General features: G+C 66.3%; 17 protein-coding genes. 8 read left to right on the forward strand and 9 right to left on the reverse strand.

Going from position 1 to position 13818, the window contains the following annotated elements:
• The first annotated feature begins 40 nt into the window (after nucleotides 1-40).
• On the forward strand, nucleotides 41-238 hold the full coding sequence (locus ACQP1T_RS22780; protein WP_245567223.1) for a hypothetical protein: 198 nt from the start codon (nucleotides 41-43) through the stop codon (nucleotides 236-238).
• Nucleotides 239-471: 233 nt separating this feature from the next.
• The gene (locus ACQP1T_RS22785) at nucleotides 472-1188 is read left to right on the forward strand and encodes a tat pathway signal sequence (RefSeq protein ID WP_433755059.1); all 717 of its coding nucleotides are present in this window, start codon (nucleotides 472-474) and stop codon (nucleotides 1186-1188) included.
• Nucleotides 1189-1196: 8 nt separating this feature from the next.
• Here the strand turns inward: ACQP1T_RS22785 and ACQP1T_RS22790 are convergent, their stop codons facing one another.
• The gene (locus tag ACQP1T_RS22790; protein ID WP_433755061.1) at nucleotides 1197-1406 is read right to left on the reverse strand and encodes a cytochrome P450; all 210 of its coding nucleotides are present in this window, start codon (nucleotides 1404-1406) and stop codon (nucleotides 1197-1199) included.
• On the reverse strand, nucleotides 1346-1558 hold the full coding sequence (locus ACQP1T_RS22795; RefSeq protein WP_433762321.1) for a hypothetical protein: 213 nt from the start codon (nucleotides 1556-1558) through the stop codon (nucleotides 1346-1348). The genes ACQP1T_RS22790 and ACQP1T_RS22795 overlap by 61 nt, the downstream gene beginning before the upstream one ends.
• 365 nt (nucleotides 1559-1923) lie before the next feature.
• Between ACQP1T_RS22795 and ACQP1T_RS22800 the strand changes: the two genes are divergently transcribed.
• Both ACQP1T_RS22800 and ACQP1T_RS22805 read left to right on the forward strand, forming a co-directional pair.
• Nucleotides 1924-3363, forward strand: coding sequence for an NAD(P)/FAD-dependent oxidoreductase (locus tag ACQP1T_RS22800; RefSeq protein WP_433755062.1), 1440 nt, complete (start codon nucleotides 1924-1926; stop codon nucleotides 3361-3363).
• A gap of 165 nt (nucleotides 3364-3528) precedes the next feature.
• Nucleotides 3529-4245, forward strand: a complete 717-nt coding sequence (locus ACQP1T_RS22805) for a hypothetical protein (protein WP_433755063.1) — start codon at nucleotides 3529-3531, stop codon at nucleotides 4243-4245.
• Nucleotides 4246-4390: 145 nt separating this feature from the next.
• Here the strand turns inward: ACQP1T_RS22805 and ACQP1T_RS22810 are convergent, their stop codons facing one another.
• The 3 genes from ACQP1T_RS22810 to ACQP1T_RS22820 are packed head-to-tail and all read right to left on the reverse strand — an operon-like array spanning nucleotide 4391 to nucleotide 6444.
• A complete protein-coding gene (locus ACQP1T_RS22810; RefSeq protein ID WP_433755064.1) occupies nucleotides 4391-5041 on the reverse strand; it encodes an urease accessory protein UreD in 651 nt (216 codons plus the stop codon).
• On the reverse strand, nucleotides 5031-5747 hold the full coding sequence (ureG, locus tag ACQP1T_RS22815) for an urease accessory protein UreG (RefSeq protein WP_433755065.1): 717 nt from the start codon (nucleotides 5745-5747) through the stop codon (nucleotides 5031-5033). The genes ACQP1T_RS22810 and ureG overlap by 11 nt, the downstream gene beginning before the upstream one ends.
• 40 nt (nucleotides 5748-5787) lie before the next feature.
• Nucleotides 5788-6444, reverse strand: coding sequence for an urease accessory protein UreF (locus ACQP1T_RS22820; protein ID WP_433755066.1), 657 nt, complete (start codon nucleotides 6442-6444; stop codon nucleotides 5788-5790).
• 123 nt (nucleotides 6445-6567) lie between these two features.
• Here ACQP1T_RS22820 and ACQP1T_RS22825 point away from each other — a divergent pair, with 123 nt between their 5' ends.
• Both ACQP1T_RS22825 and ACQP1T_RS22830 read left to right on the forward strand, forming a co-directional pair.
• Nucleotides 6568-7152, forward strand: coding sequence for a phosphatase PAP2 family protein (locus tag ACQP1T_RS22825; RefSeq protein ID WP_433755067.1), 585 nt, complete (start codon nucleotides 6568-6570; stop codon nucleotides 7150-7152).
• A gap of 69 nt (nucleotides 7153-7221) precedes the next feature.
• A complete protein-coding gene (locus ACQP1T_RS22830) occupies nucleotides 7222-8319 on the forward strand; it encodes an epoxyqueuosine reductase (RefSeq protein ID WP_433755068.1) in 1098 nt (365 codons plus the stop codon).
• A gap of 3 nt (nucleotides 8320-8322) precedes the next feature.
• Here the strand turns inward: ACQP1T_RS22830 and ACQP1T_RS22835 are convergent, their stop codons facing one another.
• From ACQP1T_RS22835 to ACQP1T_RS22845, 3 genes are read right to left on the reverse strand one after another with little or no spacing between them, the layout of a single operon-like run.
• The gene (locus tag ACQP1T_RS22835) at nucleotides 8323-9192 is read right to left on the reverse strand and encodes an SDR family NAD(P)-dependent oxidoreductase (protein ID WP_433755069.1); all 870 of its coding nucleotides are present in this window, start codon (nucleotides 9190-9192) and stop codon (nucleotides 8323-8325) included.
• A 28-nt stretch (nucleotides 9193-9220) separates the two neighbouring features.
• Nucleotides 9221-9640: a hypothetical protein gene (locus ACQP1T_RS22840; protein WP_433755070.1), complete on the reverse strand. Its 420-nt coding sequence runs from the start codon at nucleotides 9638-9640 to the stop codon at nucleotides 9221-9223.
• 50 nt (nucleotides 9641-9690) lie between these two features.
• Complete coding sequence (locus ACQP1T_RS22845; RefSeq protein WP_433755071.1) at nucleotides 9691-11151, reverse strand: MFS transporter; 1461 nt, start codon at nucleotides 11149-11151, stop codon at nucleotides 9691-9693.
• Nucleotides 11152-11241: 90 nt separating this feature from the next.
• Here ACQP1T_RS22845 and ACQP1T_RS22850 point away from each other — a divergent pair, with 90 nt between their 5' ends.
• Nucleotides 11242-11919 (forward strand): TetR/AcrR family transcriptional regulator, encoded by a 678-nt coding sequence (locus ACQP1T_RS22850; protein ID WP_433755072.1) that lies wholly within the window; start codon nucleotides 11242-11244, stop codon nucleotides 11917-11919.
• 57 nt (nucleotides 11920-11976) lie between these two features.
• Nucleotides 11977-12957 (forward strand): zinc-binding dehydrogenase, encoded by a 981-nt coding sequence (locus ACQP1T_RS22855; protein ID WP_433755073.1) that lies wholly within the window; start codon nucleotides 11977-11979, stop codon nucleotides 12955-12957.
• Nucleotides 12958-12981: 24 nt separating this feature from the next.
• Here the strand turns inward: ACQP1T_RS22855 and ACQP1T_RS22860 are convergent, their stop codons facing one another.
• Complete coding sequence (locus tag ACQP1T_RS22860) at nucleotides 12982-13662, reverse strand: O-methyltransferase (RefSeq protein WP_433755074.1); 681 nt, start codon at nucleotides 13660-13662, stop codon at nucleotides 12982-12984.
• Between the last annotated feature and the right edge of the window lie 156 nt (nucleotides 13663-13818).

Consider the following 13818-nt stretch of genomic DNA (forward strand, 5'->3'; position numbering starts at 1 on the left):
GGATAGCTGCACGAAAGGCTGGTTCGCGTTCATGATGGCGATGGTGATTCCCCTGATGCCGAGAGGCGGATTCACGGTCCGCCGGGTCGGTGACAGATGGGAGCTGGTCAACTCGCGCTCCTACGGTCGCACCGTCGTTCTACACTCCTGGCCGCGCGATCAGCATGCCGAGGCCTTCGCCCACTGCTACCGCCTCAACGGTCGAACCGTCGAGGAATTGCACGCCGCATTCCGCTAGGCCGAAAAGCGCTGCGGTACAAGTGCGCAACGCCTCTACCACAGCGTCGCGCAGAGCTCAAGACGTGCGTCCGGCCCGCCGATGTGCGATCGTGTTGCCTCGTGCGTCACGCCTCCGTCTCTGTCCTCGCCGCTGCGGCGATCCTGGTCCCCACTACCACCGCGCTGATTCCGTCGGCATACGCCGCCCCTCCGGCCCATACGCAGGGCTGCATGGCCGGTTTCGATTGCGATATGAGCAGCCGAATCGCCGCTGTCGACGCGTATTTGAAGAATCGGCCCGGCGTGACCGGCTATGTGGTCCGCGATCGAGTCAGCGGTGGGGTGTACGCGAACGAGAATGCGGAGAACTCGGTCTGGACCGCCTCCACCATCAAGCTGGCGATCGCCGCCGACCTGCTCAACCGCGCGCGAGCGGGTGTGATCGGTCTGAGTCCGGAGGACCGCGGGCTGATGGAATCGATGCTCGCCACCTCCAATGACCAGGCCGCCGACATCCTCTGGAACAAGTACGCGGGCCTCGATCGGATGGCCTATAACAACGCCTTCCGCGCCAGCGGCATGGTGAATCTGGTTCCGCAGCCGACGAATACCGCGATGTTCCCGGACTGGTCGTTCCAGAAGTGCACCCCCGCCGATCTGGATCGGCTGATGGACTCGATCTTCAACAATATGCACCCCGACGACCGGAACTACCTGTTCGACCGGATGCGCGCGGTCGACAGCAACCAGCACTGGGGCGTGTGGGGCGCGGGCGCCGCCATGCGGCCCGGGCTCAAGAACGGCTGGTCCGAGGAGCAGGGCGGCTGGGTGGTGAACTCGGTCGGTTTCGCCGGGCCCGGCGAACGCTACACCCTCGCCATCATGAGCTCGCTCGGCGGCGACGGCGGCTACACCGAAGGCGCCGCGACCGACACCAAGGTGGCCGAACTGCTTTTCAGCGGCCGCTGAGCGGATCCTTATCGAGCGACCCGCAAGCGATCGCTGCGGCGCAACGATACGGGCGCACCGTCCCGGGGGAACGGAATTGTCGTGAATCCCCACGGCATTCGATAATCCCCCGGGATTTCCCACTCGTAATCGCGCACCAGCGCGGCAATTATCGTCTTCACCTCGAGTGTCCCGAAGTGCATCCCGATGCACTTGTGCGCACCCGCGCCGAAGGGCATCCACGCGAGTCGATGCGATTTGTCCTGCGCCGGGCTTCGCCGAAGCGTTCCGGATCGAATAGCTCCGGCCGGGTCCACAGCTCCGGCAGGAAATGATCGACCGTATACGCGCAGTCGACCGGCGTGCCCGCCGGAATGTAGTGCCCGAGGATTTCGGTGTCGCGTGCGCGTCACTGAATTCGGCGCCGTCCTCGGTGCGGGCATGACACAGGCCGGAGAAGAAGTCCGCCGACTCGGTCCGGCGCTTGCGCGGCAGCATGTCGGTGAAGTATTGCTCGAGAACCTTGCGCCCGCGCAGCCCGGCTCGCCACTTGCCGCCGGTCGACCCCCGCCGACCAGGAGAAACCTCCCTGAACGACAGGATCTATCGTATTCTCTTTTTCACATTCGTTCGCTCGAAAAGAATCGGCACATCAGCAACCGGGATCTCGCCGTGACGGCCAGGACAGCGCCGACTACCGTAAGTCGGGTCAACAGCGTTCGAGGGGCCGCACCCCAGGTTTGAGGAGCACCGACGATGAGCACTCAGTCTGTCGAGGAGAACCATCGCCACCGGGTGGTGGTGATCGGCTCCGGATTCGGCGGCTTGTTCGGTACCAAGCACCTCAAGCATGCCGACGTAGACGTCACCTTGATCTCCAAGACCTCGACCCACCTGTTCCAGCCGCTGCTCTACCAGGTCGCCACCGGCATCCTGTCGGTCGGCGAGATCGCCCCCGCGACCCGACTCGTCCTGCGCAAGCAGAAGAACGCCCAAGTGCTGCTCGGCGATGTCATCGATATCGACCTCGAGCACAACACGGTCACCTCGCAGCTGCTCAACCAGAACACCGTCACCTCTTTCGACAGCCTGATCGTGGCGACCGGTGCGCAGCAGTCCTACTTCGGTAACGACCAGTTCGCCACCTACGCCCCCGGCATGAAGACCATCGACGACGCGCTGGAGCTACGCGCGCGCATCCTCGGCTCATTCGAAGGGGCCGAACTGGCCACGACCCAGGAAGTGCGGGACCGGCTGCTCACCTTCGTGGTGATCGGCGCCGGACCCACCGGTGTCGAATTGGCCGGTCAGATCGCCGAACTGGCCGATCGCACCCTGGAGGGCACCTTCCACAACATCGATCCGCGCGATGCCAGGGTGATCCTGGTCGAGGGCGCGGGTGCGGTACTCGGCCCGATGGGTCCGAAGCTGGGCGGTAAGGCCAAGCGGCGGCTGGAGAAGATGGGCGTGGAGATCCAGCTCAACGCCATGGTCACCAATGTCGACGCACACGGTGTCACGGTCAAGGATGCCGACGGCACGGTGCGCCGCATCGAATCCTCGTGCAAGGTGTGGTCGGCCGGTGTGCAGGCCAGCCCGCTGGGCAAGATGCTCGCCGAACGCTCCGACGGCACCGAAACCGACCGCGCCGGGCGGGTGATCGTCGAGCCCGATCTGACCATCAAGGGCCACCCGAACGTCTTCGTGGTCGGCGACCTGATGTCGGTGCCGAATGTGCCCGGTCAGGCGCAGGGCGCGATCCAGGGTGCGACCTACGCGGCCAAGCAGATCAAGGCCGGGCTGAAAGGCCAAGCGCCGCAGGACCGTAAGCCGTTCAAGTACTTCAACAAGGGCAGTATGGCGACGGTGTCACGGTTCAGCGCCGTCTGCCAGGTCGGCAAGCTGGAGTTCGGCGGATTCATCGCCTGGCTGGCCTGGCTCGCGCTGCATCTGTACTACCTCGTCGGATATCGCAGCCGGATCATCACCGTCATTCAGTGGTTCGTGACCTTCCTCGGCCGCACCCGCGGCCAGATGGCGGCCACCGAGCAGTGGGTCTTCGCCCGGCTCGCGGTGGAGGCGGTGCAGGCCGATCAGGAGGAGGCCGACGAACTCGCGGCCGCGCTCGGTGCGCCGCCCGCGGAGAACGGGAAGGCCGCGCGCGCCGAGAAGGCCGCCGACCGCAAGGTGGGCTAGCCGCCCAGTCGGCTAATCGTTGGCAACATCGCCGCCTGATAAATTTTCACCCATCCGAGCGCGCCTCGAATCCGAATGTGGGATGACATTTCTCCGGATGAAAGGCGATGTATGGGGACAGGCAAGCACAGAGCTCCTAACCCGCAGCGGCAGAAGATGGGGACGATGGTCGCGGCGGGTGCAGTACCGATCGTTCTGGCGCTGGTGGGAACCGGCACCGCGAATGCCGAGCCCGCACAGTCGAATACGGTCACGCAGGAGCAGAAGCCGCAGTGGCCCGCGGCCGACGTCCCGAACGCGATGCCGTACGAGGGTCTGAACATCCCGGACAACACCAAGAGCTCGTTGCAATGGTCGCGTCCTGCGCCGGACAAGAAGTACCTCGCGCCCGTCGGTGTGCTGCACCCGCCCGGCCCCGTGGCACCGGTGCCGCCGATCGCCCCGCCACCCGGCAAGTTCCGCTTCGGTGACGTCACCGTCGACGCACCCGATTGGATCAACCAGGAGCAGGCGATCCAGATCAACGACAACTCGGCGATGGCCGAGGCCAGCCTGGCGACATTCCTCGATTCGATCGGCATGGAGCGCAGCCGCTCGGACCGGATCGCCGGACAGACCATCGGCACCGCCGCGATGGGTGCGATGGCGGGGGCGGGGGCAGCGGTCCCGATCACGGCAAGCTCCGCGCTGGTCGGCGGTGCGCTGGGACTGGTCATCGGACTACCGCTCGTGCCTATCGGGCTTGTCGCGGGTCCGGCACTCGGGGCGGCGGTTGGTGCGGCCGTGATCACGGTCCCCGCGGCCGCCATCGGGGCGGCGGCCGGTGCGGCCGTCGGCGCGGTCAATGCGTTCAACGCGCCCTCGCGGGTCATCGGCGACTGATCGAGCGCCGAACCGGGGTGGGAACCTGACGACGTTGTCGGGTTCCCACCTCTTTTCATTCCCCCGCCAGGTGCATCGCCACACCGGGTCGGCCCGGGCAAACACCCGGCTGTGATAGATGACACATTCCGGGGCGAATCCGGAGCTAGCGCGTGCTGACCAGAAGCGGTCCCGATCGGGTGCACAGGGTCCCGCCCAGAGCGAGCGGGAGGCGGGCCGCGGCCAGGCCGTCGGTTTCCGCCGGCCGGTCGTCCGGATAGACGAGTTCGCTGTCCAATGCCCTTGGCGCAGCGAGATTGTCATCGGTGGCACCGCCCGAGCCGAGTTCGAGTCGATGCCGCAGCAGCGGCAGGTCGCCGATATCGGCGGTCAGCTCACCGCGCCAACCGCCGCTGTGCTCGCCGGTGCGCCCGATCTGTATGCGTTCGCGCAACCGTAGCCGAGCGTCGGGTGTCAAGCGCACCTCGGTGATCGCGTGGTGATGCGCTCCGCCCGCCACGATCATCGGCTCCGGATCGAAATCCAGCTCGCCCGCGACGTCGAAATGCCAGTGCGCCAACGACAATGGCGTCCGGGTGCTCGGTAGCGCGATGGTGGCCGCGACCGAGCGCAGCACGAGACGCGCGCCCGCGCCGACAACGATCTCGATATCGAGTTCATCGCCACCGAGCGGCGTGGCCGCGGTGCCGATCAGATGGACGGTGTCCGGACCGGTGCGCCGGGCCGCCAGGCCGCCGCTCGCGTGGATCTCGGGCAGCGTGCCGACGGCCGCGACAATGCGAACCTCAGTGCGCAACAGCGGATTCGGTGCCGGATTTATCCTGTTCGGCGATTGCCCGCAGCTGTTCGCGCACCCAGGCGAGCACCGCGGTGGCGGCCGGATCCTCGGTCAGCGAGATCATCGCCGTGCGACGGCCTTCGCGCACCTTGGCGGCATCGCGTGCCATGACGGCGAGGTCCGCGCCGACCAGCGGGGCCAGATCGGTCTTGTTGATCACCAGTAGATCCGAGAAAGTCACGCCGGGACCGCCCTTGCGCGGCACCTTGTCACCGCCCGCGACGTCGATGACGAAGATCTGTACGTCGATGAGTCCCGAAGAGAACGTGGCGGTGAGATTGTCGCCGCCGGATTCGACCAGGATCAGATCCAGCGGCGGGTTGGCCGCGATCAGATCATCGATGGCGTCGAGGTTCGCGGTGATGTCGTCGCGAATGGCGGTATGCGGGCAGCCACCGGTTTGCACGGCGGTGATCCGCTCATCCGGCAGCACCGCGTGGCGGCGCAAGAAGTCGGCGTCCTCGGTGGTGTAGATGTCGTTGGTCAGCACCGCGAGCGAAAGTTCGTCACGCAGCTGTCGACACAGGGCGGCCACCAGGGCGGTCTTGCCCGAGCCGACCGGTCCGCCGATACCGATGCGCAGCGCCTCGCCAGGTGTGCGCTCGCGCTTGGGGCGGTCGTGCGCGTGATCGTGCGGTTCGCCGTCGATCAGGTGGGGTGGCATATCGTGCTCCTTTCCACTTCCATCCTTGCCGATTGCGCGCCTAGGACGCGAACAGGGGCATATCGCGGAGGAGGTGTCGCTGTGCGAGTACGTCCTGTAGCGGATCCGAGAGCGCGGCGAGTTCGGTCGCGGCCGCCGCGGCGGTCCGGTCGCAGAGTTCGCCGAGGCGGATCGTGCAGGCCGCGACCGCGGCAGGATCCAATGCCAGCAACCGCTGTGCCGCGGTCGCCGCGCCCGTCATGGTCGTGTAGACGACAACCGCGGCGGCCTGCTCGGGACTCGCGCCACAGACCTGCCCGGCGACACCGAAGGCCGTGGACAGATGCGGCCGCAGACCGAGTACGGCCCAATCCTCCTCTGGCCAAACCTGTTTCGCCAACCGCACCAAGCCACGCCCCTGAGCTCGCGACGCCGCCCGCGCGGCCGGGGCCGGTGTCCGCGCATCGGCTTCGGCTTCGGCGCGCTGCGCGGTCAACTTCCCCGCACATACCGCCGCCGCCAACGACGCCGCCACCAGTCCGGACGTCTGGATCCGCCGCCGCAGATACAGCTCGACGGTCGCGACATCCCGCACCACCCCGGATGCCACCGCCTCCTCCACTCCCCCGGAGTGCACATGCCCCCCGATCGGCAGGCGCGAGTCCGCCAAGGCGAACAATGTCGCCAACCCCGTGGTCCCCGCATCCGATCCGTGCACCCGTCGATCCTATGCGTGACACGGTCGGGCTCCCTCACCCCGACCGGGCCACACATGATCTTCGGACCGAGGCGGGGTCGGGATGACTCCTGCCACCGTTGGAGGTCTGGAAGCATCGGGGTGATGGGGTTCGATGAAGGCATCATGCGCGCTGTCTCGGCCGGGCGCGCCGATGCGGTGACGCAGGTGATCCAGGGCATCGGCAATGCCGGAATGCGCATCGAGGTACTCGAAGTCGTCGCGCTCGCAGCGGTGTTGGCGGTGGTCGCGACGCGGAGTTGGCGGGTCGGCGGTATCGCGGCGGCGAGTCTGTTGTCGGGCGATCTCGTAGCGCATTGGTTGAAGCAGGTGGTCAGGCGGCCGCGGCCTGCTGGAGACCTGACCCTGTGGCCCGAAATCCACAGCTGGGCAATGCCTTCCACTCATGCCGCCGCCACCTCGGCGCTGGCGATGGCCGTATTCCTGGCAGTGCAGTGGCGATCGGGCCGTATGCGCCGTGCGGCGGGCACCGCGCTCGCCACCGCGGTGGTGCTCGTCGGGGGGTGCATGGTGTATCTCGGTGCGCACTGGCCGACCGATGTGCTAGCCGGTTGGTTGCTGGGCGCGGGCATCGGCGCCGCGGTCGCATGGACGGCGGGAAAATTGCGTCCGAACCGCATTTCCGCCAACGACTTATCGTCGGATGCGCGCGACACGCCCGGAGTGTGATGAATTTCGGGGATCGGCGCAGTCTATATTACCGAGGCCGTGTCGGTCTCGCCGTTACGAGGAGGGCCGATGTCGGAAAATGAACCAACGGGGCAGGGACGATTGGCGGAGCATCCGACCGTCAAGCGGGTCACCGAAATGGCGCGCACGACACCGGATCCGGTGCTGAGTGCGGCGCGGCTGCGCGAGCTGTGCCTCGCGGCCGGAGCCGACGATGTGGGCTTCGTACCGGTCGATGATCCGAGGGTGGCGGTCGAACTCGAGCACGCGCGCGAAATCCTGCCCTCCGCACGCACATTCGTGGCCTTCTGTGTCCGGATGAACCGGGACAACCTGCGCAGCACCATGCGCAGCCTGGCCAATACCGAATTCAATCACGCCGACGACGAGACCAATGAGGTGTCGCGCCGCATTACCAGGGCACTGCAGGATGCCGGGTACCGCGCCGTATACCCCGCGCCCGGATATCCGATGGAGGTCGACAAGTTCCCGGGTCGGATCTGGGTGATCGCGCACAAGGTGGTGGCCGAGGCCGCCGGATTGGGCGTTATGGGTATCCACCGCAACGTGATTCACCCGAAGTTCGGCAATTTCATTCTGCTCGGCACGGTGGTCACCGATGCGGTGATCGATGAGCCGAGCACCGCACTCGATTTCAATCCGTGTCTGGAATGCAAGCTGTGCGTATCGGCCTGTCCGGTCGGCGCGATCACCAACGACGGCGGCTTCGATTTCCAGGCCTGCTATACCCACAACTACCGAGAGTTCATGGGCGGGTTCACCGATTGGGCCGAAACCGTCGCCGACAGTGATAGCGCCGACGAGTACCGCGAGCGCGTCACCACCGGTGAATCGTTCTCGATGTGGCAAAGCCTGTCGTTCAAACCCAACTACAAAGCCGGGTACTGCATGGCCGTCTGCCCGGCCGGGGAGGATGTGATCGGCGCATACCTCGACGATCGCAAAACCCACCTCGACGATGTCGTGCGTCCGCTGCAGAACAAAGCCGAACCCGTCTACGTGCTTCCGGGATCGGCCGCGGAAGAACACGTCACGCGCCGGTTCCCGAACAAGTCGCCGAAGGCGGTGACCAATGGCTTCCCGGACGAGGTCAACGTGCTGCTCGATCAGATCGGTCCGCGCCCACGCCGGACACCGGGCGCATGACGATCAGCGACGGAATGCCCGTTCCATGAAGCGCTGCGCCTGCCCACGGGTCAGATCGGACCAGGCCTGAACACCCGGCGACCACCAGGGCGCGATCTCGCGTGGTTTGGCGGTCACGGCGTGACAGACCAGATCAGATGCTTCATCGACGGTCAGCCCGGGCACCCGGCTGAAGTCGGTCGGCGCGCTCATCCTGGTGTGCACGAGCGGCATGTAGATGGAGGTCGTCGTCACCTTGTCGGCGGCGATTTCCGCTGCGGCACTGCGTAACCAGACGTCGAAGGCGGATTTGGAAGCACCGTAGGCAGCCCACCGCGGCGCGGGCGGCATGCGTACACCCCAGGTGGAGATATTGACGATATGGCCCTGTTTGCGATCGCGCATACTCGGCAGCAATGTGAGCAGCAACCGGACCGGACCGAGATAGTTCACATCGATGGTGCGCGTGAAATCGTGGAAGCGATCGTAGGATTCGTCGATCGAACGGCGAATCGACTTGCCCGCGTTATTGATCAGCACATCGATATGGCCGTGCTCGGCTAGCAGATCGCGCCCGAGTTTCTCGACGGCCTCCATATCGGTCATATCCGTCGGGTACACGTGCGCGACGCCGCCCTCGGCGATGATCTCGGCCGCCACCTGCTCCAGTGCGTCGCCCGAGCGCGCCACCAGCAGCACTACCCCACCGGCCGCGGCCAGTTTGCGCGCACTCGCCTTGCCGATGCCGTGCGATGCGCCGGTCACCAGTACGATCCGGCCCGCAACCTGCCCGCGCAGGGATTTCTCGCGCGGCCGGTAGGTCGGGTACAGCAGCCAGGACGCCACCCGCTCGGCGAGCGGGCGGCCATTGCTCGAAGCCGGAGTGTCGTTCACCCTCTCGACTGTATGCGCCGGAACTCCGCTATTCGCGATCATTCGCCGAGGCACGCAGGAGCTCGGGCAGATCCTGTCGGGGCAGGTAGGCCGCGATCCGCAATCCGTCTTCGGCGCGGCGCACCAGGAAGTCGCTGTAGACGTCGAGGGAACGCTCGCCGAGCGACAGCGCCCACTTTGCCGAGGTCAGCCAGCAGTGTCCGCCCAATTCGAAGGTGGTTTGCTCGACCAGCCTGGTGTTCGGCGCCGACCCCGTATCGAACTGGTCGGCCCGCGCTCGCGCGGCGGCCACGAATTCCTCTCGGCTCACACAGCGACTCGATGTCGGCGTGGTCACCAGGATCACCGGTTCGAAAAGGCTTGGCAGTGCGGCGAAATCCGATGCCGCGACGATCTCGTCGTAGCTGCGGATGAAACCCTCGATCGAGGTGATGTCATGCGAAATCATGACACCTGATTATATCGCGAATCGCAGCCGAATCCGGGGAGGCGCGCCGGTCAGCGCCGGGGTGCGAATGCGGCGATCGCCGCCATCACCACCAACAGCACCGCACCGACCGAGGTCGCCACATGCATTCCGGAGACAAAGGATTCGCGCGCGGCATCGATCAGCGCGGAGTTGCCGCCCGCATGCTGGATGGTCTCGCCGAGCGTGTCCGCATAGTCGCCACCGGACCGGAAGACCAGTGCCGCAACCGAACCCAGCAGCGCAAGACCCAGCGCATTGCCCAATTCGAAACTGGTCTCGGAGATCCCGACCGCGGATCCGGCCCGCTCCGGCGGCACCGAGGACACCGCCACATCCGATACCAGGGTGAACGCCAGGCCGTAGCCGATGCCCGCGATCGTGGATCCCGCGAGGTACCAGGCGATTCCACCGTCCACCCCGACACCGATCAGCATCACATTGCCGACGGCCGCGGCCAGTAGCGCCAGCACGAAGGTGGGACGTACCCCGAGCTGGTGCCCGACTCGCGCACCACCCATCGAGCACACGAACACCGCGATCGCCATCGGGATCCCGAGCAGCGCGGCCGCCAGCGGGTCACGTCCGGTCACCGATTGCAGGTAGACGCTGGTCAGGTAGCTCATGGCGGCCAGCGACATCATGCCGACCAGGCTGGAGCCGATCGCGACCGAGAACTGCGCGCGCTGGAACAGGCGCAGATCCAGCAGCGGTTCGGCCAGCCGCCGCTGCCGCCGCACGAAGACAGCGAGCAGCACGGCACCGATGAGTCCGATGACGAGCGGTTCCACATCGAACCCCTCGGCGGCGATCTGTTTCACCGCGTAGACGACCGGCAGAATGCCGCCGATCGACAGCAGCACGCTCGGGATATCCAGCGGACCGACCACACCGGCGCGATGTTCCGGCAGTACGAACGGACCGAAGGCGAGCAGGATCAGCAGCACCGGAATATTGATCAGAAATACCGAGCCCCACCAGAAGTGGTGCAGCAGCAGCCCACCGAGGATCGGGCCGACCGCGGATCCGCCCGCGAAGAATGCGGTCCACACACCGATCGCCGCGGCGCGTTCGCGGGCGTTCGGGAACAGGCTGGAGATCAGCGCCAGACTCGACGGCAACAGGGTCGCGCCGCCCAAACCCATCAGCGCCCGCGCGATGATCAGCACCACGGCGCTCGGCGCGAAAGCCGCCATGATCGAGGCGATACCGAACACCGACGCACCGGCGAGCAGAATATTGCGCCGCCCGATCCGGTCCCCGAGATTGCCCATGGTGATCAGCAGGCCCGCGATGAGGAAGCCGTAGATATCGAGAATCCACAGCTGCTGCGCGGCCGACGGGTCGAGATCGAGGGTGAGCGTCGGCATGGCCAGGAACAGCACCGAGATGTCCATCGACACCAGCAGCACCGGCAGCAGCAATACCGCGAGACCGAGCCGAGCACGCCGCGAACCGCTCGGCGCCGCCTGCGCGACCTCCACCTGTGTCATGTCGATTCCTCTCCCGTGTCGCGTACGGCGTACGCACCAGTCCGGGTACAGTGTACGCATGCGGTCCCAAAACTGGAAGCGAGTCATGGGATGACCGAGCCGAAGCTCACCCGAGCGGCCATTGTCGACACCGCGATCGCCCTTGCCGACGAGGCGGGACTGGACGGATTGTCCATGCGACATATCGCCGAGCAGCTCGGTGTCGGCGCGATGTCGCTGTACCGGCACGTCGCGAACAAGGACGAACTGCTCGCATTGATGACGGACGAGATCTCGGCACGCAATCCGTATCCGTCGCCGGAGGGCAAGAACTGGACCTGGCGTGACCGAGTGCGCATCGCCGCCGAGATCGATTGGGCGCTCTACCAGAAGCATCCGTGGGTGCTGCTCACCTTCGCGATGCCCCGCTACAGCTTCGGCCCGCAAGGTCTGGCCTGTTTCGCATGGCTGGTCGAGGGGCTGCGCGAGCTGAATGTCTCGACCCGCGAGGCGTCCACCATGGCCTTCGCGGTGTGGAACTACATCTCCGGGGCCACGCTGCCGCATATCAGCGGTGCGCTCGTCGCGCGCAAGGGCATGAATCCGGAGGGCTCGAACGGACTGCGGGCACTGCTGGAAGGAAAATCACAGCTGCCCATTCCGCCCGCGCTTGCGGATCTGAACGGCAGTGGTGTCAGCGATCTGACCTCGGAGGATCTGCTGTATATCGGATTGTCCGCGCTCTGCGACGGATTCGAGGCACGGTGCGCGAGGTCCACCACCTCTTGACCTGAACGGCGGTTCAGGTTGCAGGGTTGGCTGGTCCGCCGACGATCAGGAGCAACCGTGCACGCCATCCGACTGCATACCTTCGGACCAGCCGAAAATCTGCGCTACGAAACGGTTCCCGATCCGGTACCCGGGCAGGGGCAGGTGCTCATCCGAGTCGCGGTTGCCGGCGTGCATTTCATCGATACGGCGTTGCGTCGCGGTGCGGCCGGTCCCTATCCGCCGCCCACGCTGCCGACCATCCCGGGTCGCGAAGTCGCCGGGACTGTGCGACGAATCGGGCCGGACGTCGATGCCGCCTGGCTCGGAAAACGGGTTGTCGCTCATCTCGGTCAGGCCCCGGGTGGCTATGCCGAGTTGGCCGTGACGGAAACCGCTCGGCTGCATGAGATTCCGGCCGATCTCGATCCGGCGGAGGCGGTCGCGATCGTCGGCACCGGGCGAACGACCATGGGGATTCTGTTGTTCACCGAGCTCGGCCCCGACAGCGTTGTGGTGATAACCGCCGCCGCGGGTGGCATCGGGACACTGCTGGTTCAGCATGCCAAGAATGTCGGGGCGACGGTGGTCGGACTGGCCGGTGGGCCCGCGAAAGTCGAACTGGTGCAACGCAATGGCGCGGATATCGCGATCGACTACCTACGTCGCGATTGGCCCGAGCAGGTGCGTACCCGGCTCGGCGACCGCAGGGCCACTGTGCTGTTCGACGGTGTCGGTGGCGAAATAAGCCGCGCCGCAGTCGATCTGCTGGGCAAGGGCGGTCAGCATCTGATCTACGGCGCGGCCGACAGTGCGCCGCCATCGCTTTCGGAGGAGGAGTCGGCCACCCGCGGGATCACCTCCGAGATGGTCGTCGGACCGCGCATGCTCCAGCGCGCCGGCGGCGATCTGCGCCCGCTGGAGGACAAGGCCATGGCCGAGGCCGCAGCCGGTCGACTGCGGCCCGCGATCCAGCGTTTCGCGCTTGCCGAGGCGGCCGAGGCGCACCGCGCGCTGGAGACGCGCGGCACCGTCGGCAAGGTGGTGCTTCAGGCGTAGCGATAGCGGATCACGTGCGTCGGCTCAGTCGTTGAATTCACCATTCACCACGGCGTAAGCGAAACCGTCCCACCCCTTGCTGCCCACGGTTTGCACGACGGTGGCATCGAGGCTCGGTTCGGCGGCTAACAACTCGACCAGCTCGCGGCTGGCCTGAACCGCCGGATCGTCCGAATGATCATCGGCGACAGCGCCATTGCGCACGACATTGTCGACGATGATCACCGAGCCGGGGCGGGTCAGGCGCAGCGCCCAGAGCACATAGTTCGAATTGTTGACCTTGTCGGCATCGATGAACACCAGATCGAACGGCTCCGGATCCTCTTCCGCGAGCACCGGCAGACTGTCCAGCGCCGCACCCACTCGGATCTCGACCCGATCCCCGACCTCGGCGCGATCCAGATTCTCCCGCGCCACCCGTGCGTGCCGCGGCTCGAATTCCAAGGTGATGACCTGGCCGTCCTTCCCCACCGCCCGGGCCAACCAGATCGTGCTGTAGCCGCCGAGCGTGCCGATCTCGAGCACCCGCCGCGCCCCGATCGACCGCGCGATCAAATGCAGAAACTTCCCCTGCGCTGGCGATACATCGATGGCGGGCAGCCCCGCCGCCGCATTGGCGGCCAATGCCGTCGCGGTCGAATCCTCGCCTCCCACCAGAGAGTCCACGATATAGCTGTCCACGTCGGCCCACTCGAACGTCGTCATGCCATGAAGTCTGCCACCGGGTGCCCGGATACCGCCGAAACTGAGCGGCCGACACCTGCGCCCCCGCGTCGTGCACCGTGCTCCGGACCTGATTTCGAGGTTTCGCCTGCGCGCGCCGCACGCAGGACATGATTTCGCCGTCGCCCGGCAACCGCC

The sequence above is a fragment of the Nocardia sp. CA-135398 genome, assembly GCF_050955845.1.
Lineage (GTDB): Bacteria > Actinomycetota > Actinomycetes > Mycobacteriales > Mycobacteriaceae > Nocardia.

Bases quoted from the DNA above. Each gene is read 5' to 3' on its own strand.
- ACQP1T_RS22780 (WP_245567223.1), top strand. From the start codon at position 41: ATGGTGATTCCCCTGATGCCGAGAGGCGGATTCACGGTCCGCCGGGTC.
- ACQP1T_RS22800 (WP_433755062.1), top strand. From the start codon at position 1,924: ATGAGCACTCAGTCTGTCGAGGAGAACCATCGCCACCGGGTGGTGGTG.
- ACQP1T_RS22850 (WP_433755072.1), top strand. From the start codon at position 11,242: ATGACCGAGCCGAAGCTCACCCGAGCGGCCATTGTCGACACCGCGATC.
- ACQP1T_RS22860 (WP_433755074.1), bottom strand. From the start codon at position 13,662: ATGACGACGTTCGAGTGGGCCGACGTGGACAGCTATATCGTGGACTCT.
- ACQP1T_RS22845 (WP_433755071.1), bottom strand. From the start codon at position 11,151: ATGACACAGGTGGAGGTCGCGCAGGCGGCGCCGAGCGGTTCGCGGCGT.
- ACQP1T_RS22805 (WP_433755063.1), top strand. From the start codon at position 3,529: ATGGTCGCGGCGGGTGCAGTACCGATCGTTCTGGCGCTGGTGGGAACC.
- ACQP1T_RS22825 (WP_433755067.1), top strand. From the start codon at position 6,568: ATGGGGTTCGATGAAGGCATCATGCGCGCTGTCTCGGCCGGGCGCGCC.
- ACQP1T_RS22840 (WP_433755070.1), bottom strand. From the start codon at position 9,640: ATGATTTCGCATGACATCACCTCGATCGAGGGTTTCATCCGCAGCTAC.
- ureG (WP_433755065.1), bottom strand. From the start codon at position 5,747: ATGCCACCCCACCTGATCGACGGCGAACCGCACGATCACGCGCACGAC.
- ACQP1T_RS22790 (WP_433755061.1), bottom strand. From the start codon at position 1,406: ATGCCCTTCGGCGCGGGTGCGCACAAGTGCATCGGGATGCACTTCGGG.
- ACQP1T_RS22785 (WP_433755059.1), top strand. From the start codon at position 472: ATGAGCAGCCGAATCGCCGCTGTCGACGCGTATTTGAAGAATCGGCCC.
- ACQP1T_RS22830 (WP_433755068.1), top strand. From the start codon at position 7,222: ATGTCGGAAAATGAACCAACGGGGCAGGGACGATTGGCGGAGCATCCG.